The sequence below is a fragment of the Paenibacillus sp. sgz302114 genome, assembly GCF_056120345.1.
Genome location: NZ_JBVYOI010000024.1, coordinates 1 through 16,524 on the forward strand (window position 1 = coordinate 1; position 16,524 = coordinate 16,524).

The following is a 16,524-nucleotide window of genomic DNA, read 5'->3' on the forward strand; positions in this document are numbered from 1 at the left end:
GCTTCTGATTGTTTAAACTTCATGATAAGAGCGCCTCCTTGATGGTGTTGGGTAATTAACCCTTGGACAAACCCATCATACCGAGGCGCTCCTTTTTTGACAAAGGCCATTTCTTAGCCTTAACAGGAATGTTTAGTTGAACCACTTCAACCTTTTTCTCTTTCATATTTAATTCGCTCTGCAATCACATATGGTTTTAAATCATAACCAGTTGCTCTATTTCCACCCCAATTAACACCGACATGGAATCCGTCTTTTTCAAGACCTGTTAGCCATTTGTTTAGAAAGTCCTCCAAGCCAATTTCATGTGGTTGAAAAAAGCTATATGCAGAAACACTTGCGATTACTTTCTCTGCTCTAGATTTCAACGACCAGAAGGGCATTGATATTTCACCGTTCAGATTTGTTGAAGTGGGAAAACCCTGCTCATCTTTCACTGTCCATACAGATTTATTATTCAAAATCTCTTTGATAAAAGCATGATATTGTAACGAAGACTGACTCACATAACACCTCTTAAAACTCAATATTTAAATACATCTTCTATGTTGGCATTAAACTATCCTACCCCGTTAGCATTACGAAAAATGGAGCAACTGTCACTTGCAAACATACAAGAAACTCTATTTCCTAGATTTCACTTCAAAACGAAGTTCTTCTCCCGAGTCCGATGGTATTCCATCTTCCCAGATATTTAGCGGGATTGTAACTATACGATTATTTTCCCTTGGTGCAAATAATTTTCTTTTGGCGGACAAATCAAACATACCCCAACACTCACCGTCAACAATTAATATTGACTTCATTGAGTCCTCTGACCAAATAATTGTTACATTTGTGCATTCATAAATGGTGGGAGAAATTTGATTATAAATCCATAGGGTATCTGCAATACCCTCCATTTCACTATTTGATGACATAGGACAGAAATACAGATATCCCGTTTCTCCATCATCCTCAAACACACTAAGCCATTTTCCATCCGGGGATATAGCATCAATGATAAAGCTCTCATCTTTATTCAACGAAAATTTCTCCTTAATCATATAAGTTCGTTTAAACCAACAATTCTATAGTGGGTTTATATTATCCTTCCTATTGCACTAAACTGCCACGGAACAGGCCCACCTGATTTTGTAGCTTGTTTTAATTGAAGTATTGCTCCCAGTTAGTGAATTAGAGTTAGCTCTTAGAAATCGGTTCTAAATCAATTTCCTCAGTTTTACCATTCCACATCACTTGCATCTTAACTTGAAAAGTATCATCCTCAGCAGGACCAAGACCTCCACTCCCGTAAGTACCTAAATCATATATTCCATTTTTATCAGCGTTTAGAGTTCCAGTTCCCTTTCCTGTCTCGCGGCCCGCCGTAAAAACATAACTCATTGATTGACCGGTTGGTGTCTGACCCGTACCAATATATTTCAAGAATGGTTTTGAGAGATGATGCTCCTCATTTTTCATCTTGTAAAACACATAAACCGCAACCCAATTTTCGCTGCTACCTCTGTATTCGTATAAAAACTCTGTATTACTGTTATTTTTAATAAGCTCAATTTCACTCTTTGCTATACCCTCATAATTATCACTTGAATCTTTACAACCACCTAAAAAGACAACACAGAGAAGAACAAAAATCCCTATAAGCCGTCTTATGCTAATCCCCTCCGCAATCTTTTTCTGACCGATACATCAACTCTTACTCCCATATATATCCTTTACGCAAGATAAAGCGATTTGTTGCACATATCTGCTCCGTTAGCGGAACAAGCTGCCGATTTACGTTGGCAGCTTGTTCTTTGTGATGTTATTGTGTCCGTTAGCTGAAGAGGCTTATGGAAAATTCTGCTGGGGGGCCTCATTCCTTCTCCGGCGAATAGGCTTTGCATCACCGTCAGATGAGGGAACAACTCGAAGGGCTGGAGGACCATCCCTGTCTACTGGCGAAGCGCGATGAGATCTGCAGATGGCGGCCTAAGCCTTCTGCCGAATTGAAGCACCTTGTCTCCAATCGTCACCGTACCGGTCTCAGCCTCTTTCGACAGTCTTTTCAAATGCACTAGGATAAAATTGTGGTGATGATTTTTTTACAGGAGGCAGATTCTGATGAATGATTTAACGAAGCTATTCAACGATTATGAATCAGCTTGGATGACCGCCGTGATGAAGCACGACCACCAGACCTTGGATCGCATTTTGGCTGCTGAATTTACGTACTTGGCTCCAGGTATGACAGCTACGCTGTGGAATCGGGAAAATTGGATTGAAGCATTGATCAAATATCAAATTCAATCTTTCTCCATCGAGGATATTCACGTCCATCTCATTGGCGATACATCAATTGTGAACATGAGATATACCCAGACTGCCACATACGAGGGTCAGGCTAGAAGCGGTCTGTTCTGGATCACGGATGTGTGGGTGAATCGGAGCGGCGAATGGCAAGTGGCAAACAGACACTCTACTTTGATCTTATAAACATATAAATCGTAGATAAGTTGATATAGCAGCGATTAAGCCGATCCGTCGGTAGCCGTAATTGAGCTATCGTGTCCCGTTATCTTAACCGGCTACCTTATTACTTCATGGGCTGAGTATTTTTGTATTGAACCGGAATGATTATTTATAATGAGCCACGTAATCTCATTTACCGAATCTACGGGGGATAAATAAACGACCCAAGATCTCCTTTCTCGACTAATTGATCCCACTTTCCATTTAAACGACTGGCTAGCTACATATCTTTCAGCAATTTGTTTTGCTTCCTTCTTGGAAACTGTGAAGTAATCATGTATTACAATGGCAGTAAAGATAATCGCCATGGTTAACAAACTGACTCCCAAAAACTTCTTCATTCTTTCACCTCTATCATGCGCAACAGCAAGTTAATTCTTATCTGACAACAGCTTATCGCTACTAATAGGTCTTTCATAATATTTACCTACATTGATACTAAACAATACTGTATTATTAGTAAAAAGTTGCGCTAATCTGCCCGTTAGTGGAACAGGCTGCCGTTATGTCGGAAGCCTGTTATCGTTGTTCTAAAGTGCAGACATACTGGCTAGTACAGTCCTAAGGATATCCGGTGGAACTGTTTCTTTTGCATAGAAGAATTCATCTTCAGCATCATGATCTGTCACGTAAGCAATATAATCACCTGTTTTATTGAGCTGTGAAAAAGACGGCTCTAACCGCTTTACAACCTCTATCATACATTTAGAAAAATAGTCACAATATAAATCGTAAATCCGATCATACTGTTCGCATTCTTTAGGGGTATCACACGGAATGGCATCCCACCATTCATTTAGTGCATAGTGATACTTTTGCTGATCATCATCATATCCATCTTCGTATTTGAAATCACCAATACTATACTTCAAGCTTTCTGCGGTATACTTTTCCCCATATTCTCCAAGCTCTTCTACTCTTTCCGATAATCCATCCAATGTATTGTAATACAAGGTAACTGACCGATTATTGTAATCTGTACATACTACAAGCACATAAACATCCTTATTCTCGTCTGTTTTAGAAAAGCCATTAATTGCCTTCGTGTAATGACTTGTAAGTGTATCTATAAAACCTGCCCAATCAATCATGTTCTCTACCATATGACCAGCTCCTATCTCACAATTTTCCATGTGTATGTATATTTTATCGATATATATTCGTTCAAAGTTTAGTAGTCCTTCACAGGGATCGTCAGAGAGTTGATGAGAAGTAAACAAAAGTACAACATATTGTTTCACTAATCTGCCCCGTTAGCGGAATGAGGCCGCCGATTGGTGTGCAGCAAATCCCTGTCCGTCAATCATAAAATCCACCCATTCGACTGCACAATAGAAAACCATCTTCTTGACCTCAACAAGAATTCGTGTTAATTTGTATATGCAAATGAATATAAGGATTTGATCAAATGAATGAAGAAGAACAGGTATTGATTCATTGTCTTTTTTTTACGGCCAGTCGGTTTGCTCGTAGCATTACAAAATTAGCAGAAAAAACATTTGATTTTGGTGACCTTGCTCCTTCATACCTTTATATGATTATGATTGTAAAGTTCCATCCGGAAATCACTCAGAAGGAACTATGCCACAAGTTATCCATTGCACCTTCTACAAGTACAAGGTTTATTGATAAACTTGAAAAATTAAAGCTGGTCACCAGAAAAGTGGATGGAAAACAAACACTGATCTCATTAACTGAAGAGGGAGAAAAAGTGTACGTCCAATTTCGGGCTTCTTTAAAAAAATTGTTTACCAGCTATTCTGAGGTATTAGGAAGCGAGTTCAGTAAAGATCTTAGTAAAACTTTACACGAAGCAAGCAATAAACTAGAAAGAGAACAGTAATTTTTTTTAATCATTCATTTGCATATACAAATAAGTAAGGAGGCTGTGTTTTATGTCAGATAAGATTTTGCTTATTGTCGGCACTGGTCCTGGGATCAGCTTAAAGACAGCACGGAGATTTGGAAAAGAAGGCTTTAAAGTTGCCCTGATCTCTCGAAACATAGAGTCATTGCAATATGAAAATGAACTGAAGAATGATGGAATTGAAGCAAAAGGATTTTCAGCAGATGCCTCATCATCAGAATCCTTAAAAAGAGCCATTGATGCGGTAATTAAAACTTACGGAAAAATTGATGTGCTCTTATACAATGCTGCTGCAGGAAAGCCGGGTAAACCAACAACATTAAGTTTTGAACAATTAGTTGAGGATTTTAAAGTCAATGTAGCTGGTGCTCTTAGCAGTGTAAAAGAAGTGATTCCTCATATGCAAAATGGAACGATTTTGTTGACTGGTGGCGGATTAGCCCTTTATCCATATGCTGACTATTCTTCTTTGGCGATTGGGAAATCTGGTATACGGAACTTAGCATACAGCTTGCACCAAGAATTGAGTCCTCGAGGAATATATGTTGGAACATTAACAATTAAAGGATTTGTGCAAGAAGGAACTTATTTCTCACCTGAAAATATTGCGAATACATTTTATAGCATGTACGAAAATCGAACTCAAACCGAAATTATGTTTGAAGAAAAGTAAATTTTTTTGAAAATACATTTGTATATGCAAATTTCGAGATTTTCTCAGGCTCTGAATGAAACATTGAATAAAATCAAAACTAAAATAACAAAAGGAGACTTACAAATGAAAACACTTGTAATTATCACCCACCCTAATTTGGAACAATCTCGCGTTAACCGTACTTGGATGCAAGAATTAAAAAAACACGAAGAAATTACTATTCATGCGCTTTATCAAGCGTATCCAGACGGAAAAATAAACGTTGTACACGAACAAAGTCTATTAAAATCACATGACCGTATTATTCTTCAATTTCCATTCTATTGGTACAGCACGCCTTCTTTGTTAAAACAATGGCAGGATGAAGTACTCTCCTATGGCTGGGCATATGGCCCAGGTGGCGACAAGCTTCACGGTAAAGAGCTCGGTCTCGCGATTTCAACCTTTGGACCGGAAGATTCTTATCAGCCTACTGGCTACAATCATTTTACTATGGAGACTTTAACTACACCTTTGCAACAAACAAGCAACCTTATAGGTACCCGTTTTATGCCGTTATTCGTATTGAACGGTGTTATGCATGTCACTGATGAACAACTTGAAGAAAATGCAAAAGCGTATGTAAATCACGTTCTTCAGCCATCCTTAATTAAAGCTTAATTAAATGGCTTAGAGCTAATTAATCTAATCATGGAAGAAAAATGACAAAATTCGTTTTTGTAACAGAGGGGCTCGCAATGAAGAGCTAAGAAAAAGTGCTGTTCAATCTTTAGGTTTCTCGAATGTTTCATATGTTCAAGTTGATATTTCAGACACACTATCCATTCAAAAAGCTAAAAACAAGATCCTTAAAGTCACAGATCACTTAGATTTGTTAATCAATAACGAAGGGATTGCACTCCGTCACACCGCATACGCCCACATGTTTATGACAGGCGATGTGCTTGCTGGTGGCATTGCCGCTCAATTCCCGGATAAGTTCCCTGCCACAGGCCCGAGCAACCCTGCTTCCGACCTGCGTTCCGTATTGGGTCGTTTGCTAGGCGAGCATGCGGAACTGGCGATCTTCGCGATGCAAAAAGGCATTAGCGGGGCCGCAGATTTCACAGACGCCGCTGGCGCACTGAATCAAAATACCAACGACATCACCGCTGCAGTCGCTTCCGTTTATGGCAAGGATGCCGGAGCGGCTTTCAAGAAAATCTGGTCTTCTCACATCGGTTACTTTGTGGATTATGTCAAAGCAACAGCTGCAAAGAACGACAACGGCCGCAAAGCGGCATTGGCTGATCTGGAAGAGTACCGCTTCGAGCAAGCAGATTTCTTCGCCAAGGCGAACCCGAAGTATTACAAAGTCGACGCGATCGCCGAAGGATTGAAGATGCACATCCATCACTTGCTGGCCGCTTTCGACAGTTACGTGAACAAAGACTACAGCACGACTTACACGAATGTACACACCGCGTATGCGCATGAGCCATGGAACGACTTATATTCCAATTCGCTATCTTGCAGAAGGAATTGGAGCGAAGGTCATCTGGGATCGCGCAACAGAAACCGCTTGGATTAAAGCCGGCAACGATACGTTGACCGTTTGGGTGGGGAAAAATGTCATGGACGTTAACGGGTACGTAAGGAAATCGGAGCCCCAGTGCTGCTGCATGGCGACAGAGTACGGATTCCGGTTCGCTTCATAGCCGAGCTTCTGGGCTGGGATGTGCCATTTAATAAGAGTGATTGGTCGATTACATTGACCAAGGCGATGGAAACCCACGCCGGACATTAAGCGTTCCTTTAAATTGAGAACCATCATTATTCCGTTGGAGCTGCACCTTCAGTTGCTAGACCATGTCTAGAACTGGAGGTGCAGTTTTTCTGTGTTTAAAAAAAGAGACCCACAGAAACATCCTGTGGGTCGTATGCGTGCTTGACACCGGCATCGATTACGGACATCCGGAATTTATTCATAACGGCGTATTGGTCATTAAGGCCAGCAAAAATTTCATTAAAGACGGTAATTTCGCCGAGCGCACCCTACTGTTTTGTTTTGGTAGCCGCGTATAACCTTACAGCATGGAATGAACGTCAACCGGTAACTTGGGTATAAGGCCTGCATTAATCTGTTTAATCACTTCAAGAGGTAACTTAGGCTCCCGATCAAAGGTGAGTAAACCATTCTTCTCCTGCTCCACATCGGTAAGCTGCGTATAGCAATAACCTTGAAAAACACCGTTATTGAGAATGGGATGAATAATATTCACAATGCACTCCAGAAAGTCCTCCTCATTCTTAGCTGCTGAATATCCCCATCCCAAAGCTGTCGCTTTCATAAACGAAACGCCGCCAAATTCGCTCATTAGAATCGGCTCGCCTCCATACTTAAATCCGGGTACGTTCAGCCATCTGCCTTGCGGATTACTTACAACCGTTTGTTCCTTTGTTTCATAGCGGCTCCGAAGCACTTCGCTGCGCCATTCGTAATCGTGGATGGTGAACAGATCTGACTTCAGATGCTCCCAGCCATCATTCGATATTACTGGACGCGTGCTATCCAGTGAGCGTGTCAGATGGTACATGGTAAGCCCATGCTGCTGCTGCCGCTCGTCATTCAACACGTTGGGAATGCCCCAGCTCTCATTAATCGGCACCCAAACAACTAATGAAGGACTGTTATAGTCGCGTTCAACCGCTTCCTGCCACTCTTGGATGAAGCGGTTTACATAATTTTCAGAGTAATCAAAGGCATTGGCACCTTCACCCCAAACCAGTAAACCTAACCGATCACAGTGATACAGGTAGCGCGGATCCTCTACCTTTTGGTGCTTCCGAGCGCCGTTAAAGCCCATAGCTTTGGTGTATTCAATGTCTAGGACGAATGCCTCGTCCGTTGCTGCCGTCAATACGCCCCCCGGAAAGTATCCCTGATCCAAAATCAGCTTCATATAATAGGGACGATTATTTAAGCAGAAGACGCCGTCAACAATCGATATCTTGCGCATGCCGAAATAGCTCTTGACTTCATCTATCAACCCGCCGTCAAGAAGGAGTGTGAACTTCACGTCATAGAGCTGCGGCTTCTCCGGAGACCACCAGCGTCCCATGCCATGATCGTTAAAATCATGAATTTTCAGAAGCCGCTCTTCTTCTTCAGAGACAACATCAATTCGATCTTTGCAAACAGGCTCGCCATTGAACGTAACTTCGATTTGAAGCTCCACATTCTTGCCCTTGATATCGCCTTCTACAAAATTACGGATACTGATCATATTTCGGTCAATATCAGGCGTCATCCTCACCCGGCTTAACGAGATTTCATGAACAGGTTCTAGCCATACCGATTGCCAGATCCCCGTAGTACGGGTATAGAATACAATATCCGACTTTTCCTTCCAATATTGCTTCCCCCGAGGAAGCGTGACATCCTGGCTGTAATCCTCGGCCCGAACCACAACGCAGTTCTTGCCTTCTACTAAAGCATGCGTAATGTCAGCATAGAAAGGCGTATGCCCTCCCTGATGCATCATTACGTACTCACCGTTCACCCATATTTTAGCAGCATAATCAACTGCTCCAAAGTGAAGCAATATTCGTTTGCCTCTATAGGAATCGGGAATTACGAATTCTCTCCGATACCATACGACATCGTGAAACGAGGAGTCTCCTATTCCGCTCAGTTCGCTCTGAAAGCAATAAGGAACGACGATCGTCCGGTCAAAGGCACTTTTTCCTTGACGGTACCATTTTTCTTTCTCGCCGATGTTGTAATCATCGAAGGCAAACTGCCAGGTACCGTTCAGAGACAGCCATTGCCGGCGTTCAAATTGCGGTCTTGGATATTCTTTTCTAGGTATACGACTCTCCATATGGTTTCGGCTCCTTATCTCTCTATGTTCTTAAGATCTGATAGAGTTAAGCATATTGTAGTGGTAAGCCCGCCTGAATAGGTTCAGACGGGCCTTTTGACCTTAATTCTTAAAAAATTCTACATTGTCGACATCTGCCCATTGACTTGCACTGCTGTTGGATACGAAGAAGCCGATTGTGGCTTGACCGTTTGTCACTTGAATGTTGCTGATCGTGACCTGTGTCCATGTTCCTGTTACTGGCAGCGATGTTTGAAGCACACTACCCCCATAATCCTTCACTTCCATGACCGCTGAATTCTGGCCGCCGCTTCTCCGCAAGTATGCCCGCATCGTATACATACCGTTATCCAGGCCGGTAATCGTCTGACCGATATAAGCGGTAGCCGGCCCGGTAATGCCGGCTAATCCGACGAAATAATTACCGCCCCCCGGTGCACGGGCGATACCGTCGTTGACGCCGTGAATCAGGATTCGCTGCGGATAATCATCGCCGAAAGTCGTCCATCCGTTGACATTGGCCGTTTCAAATCCCCAGTTGTCCGCCAAATTCTTGTTCGTCGGTGTCGTAGCATTGCCAAACCGCAAGAATATCCCCGTACTTGGAAAGTTCGCGCTTGTTGCAGCAATGACGGTATTGGAATCAACGGCCATCAGCGCATTCCAATTGGAATTTGTCGTATCCGAAACCGGGAAGACATTATACTTGTACTGCCAGGTAGATCCATTATCGGAGCTAATCAGCGTACGCATGGAAGAGTAGTTATCTCCTGTATTCGCGCTGTCTTCATCGGTTTGGAACGAAGCCATCAGCCTGCCGTCGCCCAATTTAACTACGAATGGGGCTCCTGCCTTTTTCCCCGTCTTGGTAGGTACATAGAGTGTCTGTCTGGCACCTGACCAATTGAATCCGTCACTAGATATCTTATATTTGATGACAAACGGGTATCCCGTACTATCTGTCGCTTCAAATACGGTAATATAGCGTCCGTCATTCATTTGAGCAAATACGGGCATACCGTCGCGAGACCCGGAAGCCACGCCGTCGCTCACGATGGAAGCCGAGCTCCAGCTACTTCCATTCCACGTACGCATGTAGAGATTCTGATTACCACTGCTTCCCGCTACTGCCGGACTATCGTCGGCGTACATAACCGCAATCGTACTGCTGATGTACCCGAGATGCGGTTCCCAAAGCCCTTTGAACGAGCTTGCCGTCGCAGAAGCAATCTGTCCTCCGGTCAAATCACTCCATGTTGCGCCGTTGTCCGAGCTCTTGCGCACTTTAAGGTACGTATTCGTCGTGCCGCCGGACTGCACGACAACCCTGTACGCTAACCAGATATCGCCATTTGTAAGCTTCAACATCTGACCATTGCCGACATCACCGGCAGCGTCGGATGCCGCGACGACCGGAGCTCCCCACGTTTGGCCGGCATTTGTGCTTTTGGCAACTTTAACTTTCGTAAAACCGCCATCCTCATTGGTATCAAAGGATACTAGCCAATCTGTTGCGCTCAGCTTTACTAAGCGCGGATACCATACTCCCCCCGAAGAGGGCGAATATGCCGTAACGGTTGCATTCGGCCATGCCATTCCGGATGAGGCTGCGGTTGCGATATTGTAAGGCAAGAGTATAGCGATTGCCAGAAGAAAACTGAGGCTGTTTCGTACCATTCGAGTCCAAGCATTTCGTAGAGTCATCATTATTCACACTCGCTTCCCATTAAAATAATGAACTGGTCGTATGAATCTGCTGCTCTCTAGGCTGCTAAGCCGTTTCCACCTCGCATTATGCGAAGGTTTTTGCCCACCTCCTTTGCAGCCGAGTCCCCGCATCATTCCTTATGGTTAAGACCCGTTACCGAAACGTTGGCAAACAGCCATTCCGGCGACGAACTGCGCAGGCCTACTCTCCCATGCAAGAAAGCATTCGGATCCCGCCATTCCAACACTGGCGCTTCCGCGGCGGCAAATAGTCGTATATCCGCTCCTTGTACTTCAATCGACAGATGCGTGAAGTGCTCGCTATCGATAGGAAGCAGACCTGATGCGACTTCTTCATTTCGTTCGTAACTCACTTTGCGGAGTAGTACGCGGTCATTGCGGAAAGCAATCTCATAGCCCATGAAAGCATCCTTTACCTGATCGGGAAAATCAGATTCATTCGTGACTCTCAGCAGTATTGCGCCTTCTCCTGACGCATCTCTCTGTTTCCGCAGCAGATCAAGCTCCAGGCGGTAGTCGGTCCATTGGCTGTTTCCCGCGAATAATTTACTGTCACTGTCTTCGGCCTGAGCCGCGAAGGCTCCATCCTTACTCGGTGTCCAAGCGCCGTAGATATCTTCAACCTCTAAATCGTTTAGCAGGTTATCGGAATGTTTGATAGACGCCGTCACAAGAGATGCTTCTATATTGCGAAATTCCAGCTCTCCGCGGATCAGCATAATTTGCATCAGATGGGGACCTGGTTGGAGATGCAAGCTCCCAATCGGAACTTTAATCCATGATACGCCCTTCGCGAGCTCAGCCTGATTAAGTTCAAACCGCAGGCTGTTTCCATCAATGCTAAGCTCCATCTCCGACCCCGAACCAGATGGGGCTGCTGTTATCGCGAACAAATAGTCTCCTTCGGAACCGGCATTAACGGCATAACGGAGCCAGTCTCCCTTATGCTTCAGCGTCACGGCATAGCTGCCGTCATCCGTAATACCGGTAGCTGCACCATCGGCTGAACGGAACTCCGCGTTGAATGCATGCTCCTTTAGATGAAACCCCCGCTCCTCCCCCTCCATGAAGTGAACGGCTTCCATGTTGCCGGGAATAGCCTTGAAGGCGTCATAATCGCTGCTTCCATTAGCAGCATTCGAAAATGCGGTAAACTTAAGCGCCGGTGCCGCTCCTCCATATCCATAACCGATCTTGCCCGGCCGAGCCGCGGCAGTGGTCTCTTGGAGAAGATGAAGTCCGTCCCAGTAGATCCCAGTTCCTGATTCATCGGATTGGACCCGAACGGTATGCAATTTGCTTAAATCCGTATCCTGCGGAAGCTTGCTGCGCCGGAGCTCGCGTGTGTTATCGCCTGCATGCTCTTCCAATACCAATTCCTGATGAAGAACATCCACGCTGATCGCTCTATTAAACTTCTGTTCTTCCGAGTAAGAGAACAGCATGGCAAAGGTTTGCTTCTCTTGCGAGACTTCGTTCTGCTGCAAAACAAAGTTAAATTCTGCAGTAAACCTGCCTCCTGCTGTTGCTGCCTTACTCAATAGTAGCAACTGCTCCTCGGGATCGGCAGAATGATGTTCCCATTTATCAGGGGATGGCGATTTACTATCGAGCGGATCTTGAAAGTCCGGAAGCTTCGGCACGGGATTATCGTAATGCGTCTGCCCAAGCACTGCCATCTTGTCACCATTAAACACAAGCCGATCCATATTCAGCATTCGGACCGGAGGGCCCTCGGCGGAATGTCCGATTAAATTGTGGTAAAACATGTAGTACGAATCCAGATCAGGACCAAGCACGGTAGAGCTGTGGCCTAAACCGTTGAACGCATTGTCCGTGCTGATGACAATGGGATTGTTCTCCGGAACGGTATACGTGCCTAGCGGAGAATCCTTCGCTACTGCATAATTGATTCGATATCCTTTGCTAAACACATGGTTACCTGTGTAGGTCATCCAATAACGGCCGTTTCGCTTGATAATCATCGAACCCTCGGTCCAGTGGCCAAGTGAAGCATTTAATTGGGTCCCGGTGAGGTCTACCTCAAGAGGACTTGTCATCTCATGTCCGGTAATGCCGCCGAATTCTGCGCGAGTGAAGTACCATTTTGCATCGTCATCAATAAATACCGAGCCGTCAATCGTTAGACCGAAGTTATCTGTGGCTTTAACGAAAGGCCCTGTCGGACTCTCGCTGCGGAGGACATAATGTCCTTTCCCGGCGGGAGAGGTGTACATATAGAAGAATCCGTTCCAATATACGACCTCTGGCGCATAAGCCCCTTCGCTTATCGGGTCCTCTGTAGCTAAACCCGCATAGCGCCATTGATTAAGGTCGTCGGAGCTCCATACTTTAACGCCCACGCGAAAATCCTTCGTGCTGCAATACAAATAATACTTGCCGTTGTATCGCATGACATAGGGGTCTCCGATGCCGTAGTCGGGCCACTCATCCTCGAGCTGCAAGGAGTTCCGGTAGGTTTGCCCAAGACTCAGATTCACGTTTTGATTGCCCCTCTCTCGCATGCTTCCGCTGATATTAGTCAGAACCAACACTGCTGCGGCCAGCATGGCCATGATGATGATTCCCATCGGCCATTTCGCCTGCAATCGCATACGATTAGCCTTTAATACCGGTAATGGCCATGGATTCAATAAAGTAGCGCTGTGCAAAGAAGAAAACAAGAATAACCGGAATAAGCGCGATTAGTGAAGCGGCCATTAATGACGGATAGTTGGATTGCGAGATGTAATTGGACTGCATGCTGGCGATGAGTACTTGAATGGTCTGCTTCTCCGGCGTATGCAAGTAAATAAGAGGTCCCAGGAAGTCATTCCAAATGCCCATAAAGCCCAGTGCCGCCTGCGCCGCAATCGCCGGCTTTGAAATAGGCAAGGCTACCGTGATGAAGGTCCGAAAGAAACCACAGCCATCGATCTTCGCCGCATCAATCAGATCGTTTGGAATACCGCTTTGCATAAACTGCCGAAAGAAGAAGATCGTCACGATGTTCCCGAATAACCCCGGCACAATCAAAGGAAGAAGCGTATCGACCCAGCCTAAATTGGAGAACCCAATATACTGCGGAATCATGACGACTGAATACGGAATCATCATGGTGCCCAGCAGCGCCATAAAAATAGCTTCTTTACCCGGGAACTCGAATTTGGAGAACGCATAGGCGGCCATGGATGAAACGAATAAACCAATCGTCAACACAAACACAACAATTGTTGCGCTATTCATAAAGCCATGAAGAAGCGGCGCTTTGGTCCATACGTCCAAATAATTATCGAAGGTGACCGGGCTCGGAATCCATTGCGGCGGAACATCAAACACATGTTGCTGTGTCTTAAAGGAAGTGGAGACCGTCCAGGCAAACGGAGCAAGCATGACTACGGAACCAAGGAGAAGCAGTAGATAGATGATAAGATGAAGTGTTTTTTTGTCTCTTGCCATGTTGGCTCCCCCCTATTCCTGATAGACCCAACGCTTGGAGAAGCGGAATTGGATCAACGTTATTATGAAAATCATGATGCCAAGCACCCATGCCACTGCGCTTGCAAAGCCCATATTGAAATATTTAAAAGCTTCTTGGAAGATGTAATAGACGATCGTAGCACCGCTGTATTCCGGGCCGCCATCCGTTGCCAGAATATACATTTGGCTAAAGGATTGGAACGTTCCGATAATTCCCATCACGACCACGAAGAAATGGATGGGTGATAAAAGCGGTAATGTGATGTGCCGGATCTGCTGCAGGCGGCTTGCACCATCAACCTCAGCGGCTTCGTAATAGGTAGACGAAATTCCTTGCAAGCCGGCTAGATACAGAACCATCGTTCCGCCGACCCCGCCCCACAGCCCCATCAAAATAAAAGAAGGCTTTACCCAGTGGGGATCGCCCAGCCAGTTCGGTCCTTGCAGGCCGAATATTTTCCAGATCCATTCATTGATGATGCCGTAGTCGTAATTCAGCATCCACTGCCAGAGCAGCGAGACAGCAATAATGGGGGAAATAACCGGTATGTAGTACACGGTACGAAAAATCGAAATTCCTTTGAGCGGCCGGTTCATCATGATCGCAAGCATAAGGGAGATGACCATTCCAATCGGAATACCGATGAGCAAGTAGAAGGTGTTAAACAGAGACTTATAAAATTTCTCGTCTTCAAACATGGTCTTAAAATTAGCTGCACCCGCCCAGCTCGAAGGCGAAATCATGTCCCACTGCATGAAGCTTAGGCCAAGCGATGTCAGCAGAGGCGCCAAGCCAAAGATCAGAAAGCCAAGCAGCGGCGGCGCTACAAATATATAACTCCACATCATTTCATTCCGATGAAGGCTATTTTTCTTCTTGTGGTTCTTCATTAATTCTCCCGCCCCCGTTAGAGGAAAGACGAAGAAAGGTAGCTTACCCTTTCTTCGTCTCCCGACATTCGTATTACTTGTTTTCTTTGTCGTAAATTTCTTGCAGTTTAGGCTGCATTTCTTTAGCCCAGTCCGCAGCTGTCATCTTACCGGACCATACTTTGCTTGCTTCCTGCCACATGGTATCAATCCATTTGGTATTTTTGGAGCCGATATCGATGGTTGGATGACCGTAATCTTGAATGATATCCAGGAAGACTTGACGATTTTGAGGCGCTTTATCCATTTGCAAGAACTCGCCTTTCGCCATATCGATTAGATTTGGAACGGCTTGCCCAAGCTCATAATTTTCCTTCTGCGCATCTTTATCTACGCTTAAGTAAGCAGCCAGATTGTAGGAATCCTCAGGATACTTTGTATCCTTCGATACGACGAAACCGAGAGATCCCAGCCATGTTGCTGTTTTCCCTGTATTTGGGCTTGCTGGCCAAGCTGCAATGTCCCACTTGAAAGGAACCTTCCAGAAGCCGGGCTGATCCCATGGTCCCATGGCGAACATCGCAACTTTTCCTGCGATGAAGCGAGCGTAACCATTTTGCGCTTTATCGTCCTCAACAGTGAGGCTGACATGCTCCTTCAGACTCAAATCGGCAACGAATTGCATCGCTTGCGTAAATTTCGGATCATCGATTGTAATCTTGCCTGTGCTGTAATCAATGAAATCGCCGCCATTGGCCCATACAGCGGATTCAAGAGAGTAGCCTGCAACGCCGAATTGATCGATTTTACCGCGATCATTTTTGACGGTCAGCTTCCTTGCATCATCAAGCATGTTATCCCATGTGTACTCGCCGGCTTTAGCGCTCGGATACTTCAAGCCTGCTTTATCAAAGAGATCTTTATTATAGACGAACGCCCAAGGGCCAACGTCTTTAGGCAAGCCGTAGAGATCGCCGCTTCCAACCCTTTTCCCGTCGAAGCGATAACGGTCAAGCGCCTGCTTCCACACGTTGTTAGGGTCCAGCGCATTGCTTGTTTCCAGGAACGGCGTGAGGTTCAGAAGAATGCCGCTGCTTGCAAATTTGTTAAACTGTGCGCCGCCGGCATAAAACACATCCGGTGTTTTCTTGGCCGCAATCAGCGTATCAAGCTTCTGCCAGTATTCACCCGGCGGAACAACCGTGTATTTGACCTTCTTGTTCGGGTACTTCTTCTGGTAAGAGTCAATCAACTTTTGGAAGACGGCTTTCTCTGAGTCGCCGCCCCACCCCATAAAGCTAATTTCGGAGCTTTCATCCTTAGGAGTATTCGTGCTGGACGTATCCGTGTTAGAGGCGTTCGTACCCGTTTCCTCCGAAGTACTGTTACTTCCATTGTTGCTTTTACCACAAGCTGATAGTAAAAGCATCAGACAAAGCGACAAAGCCAGTGATGCCTTGAACCATCTTTGATTCCATTTCGCCATTTAACCATTCCCCCTTAGAAATTGTACCTGCTATTTGTTACATAAAAACTGTTTGTAATTG

The 16,524-nt window shown here is 45.1% G+C and carries 16 protein-coding genes and 1 pseudogene; 7 read left to right on the plus strand and 10 right to left on the minus strand.

What is annotated here, in order from left to right; translation table 11 throughout:
- Positions 1–146 precede the first annotated feature (146 nt).
- The 3 genes from AC0LWF_RS27265 to AC0LWF_RS27275 all read right to left on the minus strand — a co-directional run bounded on the left by AC0LWF_RS27265 (position 147) and on the right by AC0LWF_RS27275 (position 1,464).
- Positions 147–506: a DUF2750 domain-containing protein gene (locus AC0LWF_RS27265; protein ID WP_474654619.1), complete on the minus strand. Its 360-nt coding sequence runs from the start codon at positions 504–506 to the stop codon at positions 147–149.
- Positions 507–623: 117 nt separating this feature from the next.
- Positions 624–1,025: a DUF2251 domain-containing protein gene (locus AC0LWF_RS27270; protein WP_474654620.1), complete on the minus strand. Its 402-nt coding sequence runs from the start codon at positions 1,023–1,025 to the stop codon at positions 624–626.
- Between the two features lie 157 nt (positions 1,026–1,182).
- Complete coding sequence (locus AC0LWF_RS27275) at positions 1,183–1,464, minus strand: hypothetical protein (RefSeq protein WP_474654621.1); 282 nt, start codon at positions 1,462–1,464, stop codon at positions 1,183–1,185.
- Positions 1,465–2,106: 642 nt separating this feature from the next.
- Between AC0LWF_RS27275 and AC0LWF_RS27280 the strand changes: the two genes are divergently transcribed.
- Positions 2,107–2,478, plus strand: coding sequence for a nuclear transport factor 2 family protein (locus tag AC0LWF_RS27280; protein ID WP_474654622.1), 372 nt, complete (start codon positions 2,107–2,109; stop codon positions 2,476–2,478).
- A gap of 566 nt (positions 2,479–3,044) precedes the next feature.
- Here the strand turns inward: AC0LWF_RS27280 and AC0LWF_RS27285 are convergent.
- Positions 3,045–3,617 carry a hypothetical protein gene (locus AC0LWF_RS27285; RefSeq protein WP_474654623.1) on the minus strand — a complete coding sequence of 191 codons (573 nt, stop codon included), beginning with the start codon at positions 3,615–3,617 and terminating at the stop codon, positions 3,045–3,047.
- Positions 3,618–3,922: 305 nt separating this feature from the next.
- Here AC0LWF_RS27285 and AC0LWF_RS27290 point away from each other — a divergent pair, with 305 nt between their 5' ends.
- From AC0LWF_RS27290 to AC0LWF_RS27315, 6 genes and pseudogenes are all read left to right on the plus strand, one after another.
- The gene (locus tag AC0LWF_RS27290) at positions 3,923–4,357 is read left to right on the plus strand and encodes a MarR family winged helix-turn-helix transcriptional regulator (RefSeq protein WP_474654624.1); all 435 of its coding nucleotides are present in this window, start codon (positions 3,923–3,925) and stop codon (positions 4,355–4,357) included.
- Positions 4,358–4,409: 52 nt separating this feature from the next.
- Positions 4,410–5,054, plus strand: coding sequence for an SDR family oxidoreductase (locus AC0LWF_RS27295; RefSeq protein ID WP_474654625.1), 645 nt, complete (start codon positions 4,410–4,412; stop codon positions 5,052–5,054).
- A 105-nt stretch (positions 5,055–5,159) separates the two neighbouring features.
- Positions 5,160–5,696 carry an NAD(P)H-dependent oxidoreductase gene (locus AC0LWF_RS27300; RefSeq protein ID WP_474654626.1) on the plus strand — a complete coding sequence of 179 codons (537 nt, stop codon included), beginning with the start codon at positions 5,160–5,162 and terminating at the stop codon, positions 5,694–5,696.
- Between the two features lie 67 nt (positions 5,697–5,763).
- Positions 5,764–5,937: pseudogene (locus tag AC0LWF_RS27305) on the plus strand (SDR family NAD(P)-dependent oxidoreductase); the annotation flags it as partial.
- Positions 5,938–6,508: 571 nt separating this feature from the next.
- A complete protein-coding gene (locus tag AC0LWF_RS27310; protein WP_474654627.1) occupies positions 6,509–6,733 on the plus strand; it encodes a copper amine oxidase N-terminal domain-containing protein in 225 nt (74 codons plus the stop codon).
- On the plus strand, positions 6,688–6,822 hold the full coding sequence (locus tag AC0LWF_RS27315; protein ID WP_474654628.1) for a stalk domain-containing protein: 135 nt from the start codon (positions 6,688–6,690) through the stop codon (positions 6,820–6,822). Before AC0LWF_RS27310 ends, AC0LWF_RS27315 begins: the two co-directional genes overlap by 46 nt.
- A gap of 280 nt (positions 6,823–7,102) precedes the next feature.
- Here AC0LWF_RS27315 and AC0LWF_RS27320 read toward each other — a convergent pair whose 3' ends face one another.
- The 6 genes from AC0LWF_RS27320 to AC0LWF_RS27345 all read right to left on the minus strand — a co-directional run bounded on the left by AC0LWF_RS27320 (position 7,103) and on the right by AC0LWF_RS27345 (position 16,463).
- Positions 7,103–8,899, minus strand: a complete 1,797-nt coding sequence (locus AC0LWF_RS27320; RefSeq protein WP_474654629.1) for a glycoside hydrolase family 2 protein — start codon at positions 8,897–8,899, stop codon at positions 7,103–7,105.
- A gap of 102 nt (positions 8,900–9,001) precedes the next feature.
- Positions 9,002–10,495, minus strand: coding sequence for a sialidase family protein (locus AC0LWF_RS27325; protein WP_474654630.1), 1,494 nt, complete (start codon positions 10,493–10,495; stop codon positions 9,002–9,004).
- Between the two features lie 242 nt (positions 10,496–10,737).
- Positions 10,738–13,218, minus strand: coding sequence for a family 43 glycosylhydrolase (locus tag AC0LWF_RS27330; protein ID WP_474654631.1), 2,481 nt, complete (start codon positions 13,216–13,218; stop codon positions 10,738–10,740).
- A 28-nt stretch (positions 13,219–13,246) separates the two neighbouring features.
- Entirely contained in the window at positions 13,247–14,086 is an 840-nt protein-coding gene (locus AC0LWF_RS27335; RefSeq protein WP_474654632.1) for a carbohydrate ABC transporter permease, read from the minus strand.
- 12 nt (positions 14,087–14,098) lie between these two features.
- Positions 14,099–14,998: a carbohydrate ABC transporter permease gene (locus AC0LWF_RS27340; protein WP_474654633.1), complete on the minus strand. Its 900-nt coding sequence runs from the start codon at positions 14,996–14,998 to the stop codon at positions 14,099–14,101.
- A 73-nt stretch (positions 14,999–15,071) separates the two neighbouring features.
- Entirely contained in the window at positions 15,072–16,463 is a 1,392-nt protein-coding gene (locus tag AC0LWF_RS27345; RefSeq protein ID WP_474654634.1) for an ABC transporter substrate-binding protein, read from the minus strand.
- Positions 16,464–16,524 lie beyond the last annotated feature (61 nt).

Coding starts and splice junctions, on each gene's coding strand:
- AC0LWF_RS27275 (WP_474654621.1), bottom strand. CDS start 1,464: ATGAAAAATGAGGAGCATCATCTCTCAAAACCATTCTTGAAATATATT.
- AC0LWF_RS27280 (WP_474654622.1), top strand. CDS start 2,107: ATGAATGATTTAACGAAGCTATTCAACGATTATGAATCAGCTTGGATG.
- AC0LWF_RS27285 (WP_474654623.1), bottom strand. CDS start 3,617: ATGGTAGAGAACATGATTGATTGGGCAGGTTTTATAGATACACTTACA.
- AC0LWF_RS27290 (WP_474654624.1), top strand. CDS start 3,923: ATGAATGAAGAAGAACAGGTATTGATTCATTGTCTTTTTTTTACGGCC.
- AC0LWF_RS27295 (WP_474654625.1), top strand. CDS start 4,410: ATGTCAGATAAGATTTTGCTTATTGTCGGCACTGGTCCTGGGATCAGC.
- AC0LWF_RS27300 (WP_474654626.1), top strand. CDS start 5,160: ATGAAAACACTTGTAATTATCACCCACCCTAATTTGGAACAATCTCGC.
- AC0LWF_RS27310 (WP_474654627.1), top strand. CDS start 6,509: ATGAGCCATGGAACGACTTATATTCCAATTCGCTATCTTGCAGAAGGA.
- AC0LWF_RS27320 (WP_474654629.1), bottom strand. CDS start 8,899: ATGGAGAGTCGTATACCTAGAAAAGAATATCCAAGACCGCAATTTGAA.
- AC0LWF_RS27325 (WP_474654630.1), bottom strand. CDS start 10,495: ATGGCATGGCCGAATGCAACCGTTACGGCATATTCGCCCTCTTCGGGG.
- AC0LWF_RS27330 (WP_474654631.1), bottom strand. CDS start 13,218: ATGGGAATCATCATCATGGCCATGCTGGCCGCAGCAGTGTTGGTTCTG.
- AC0LWF_RS27335 (WP_474654632.1), bottom strand. CDS start 14,086: ATGGCAAGAGACAAAAAAACACTTCATCTTATCATCTATCTACTGCTT.
- AC0LWF_RS27340 (WP_474654633.1), bottom strand. CDS start 14,998: ATGAAGAACCACAAGAAGAAAAATAGCCTTCATCGGAATGAAATGATG.
- AC0LWF_RS27345 (WP_474654634.1), bottom strand. CDS start 16,463: ATGGCGAAATGGAATCAAAGATGGTTCAAGGCATCACTGGCTTTGTCG.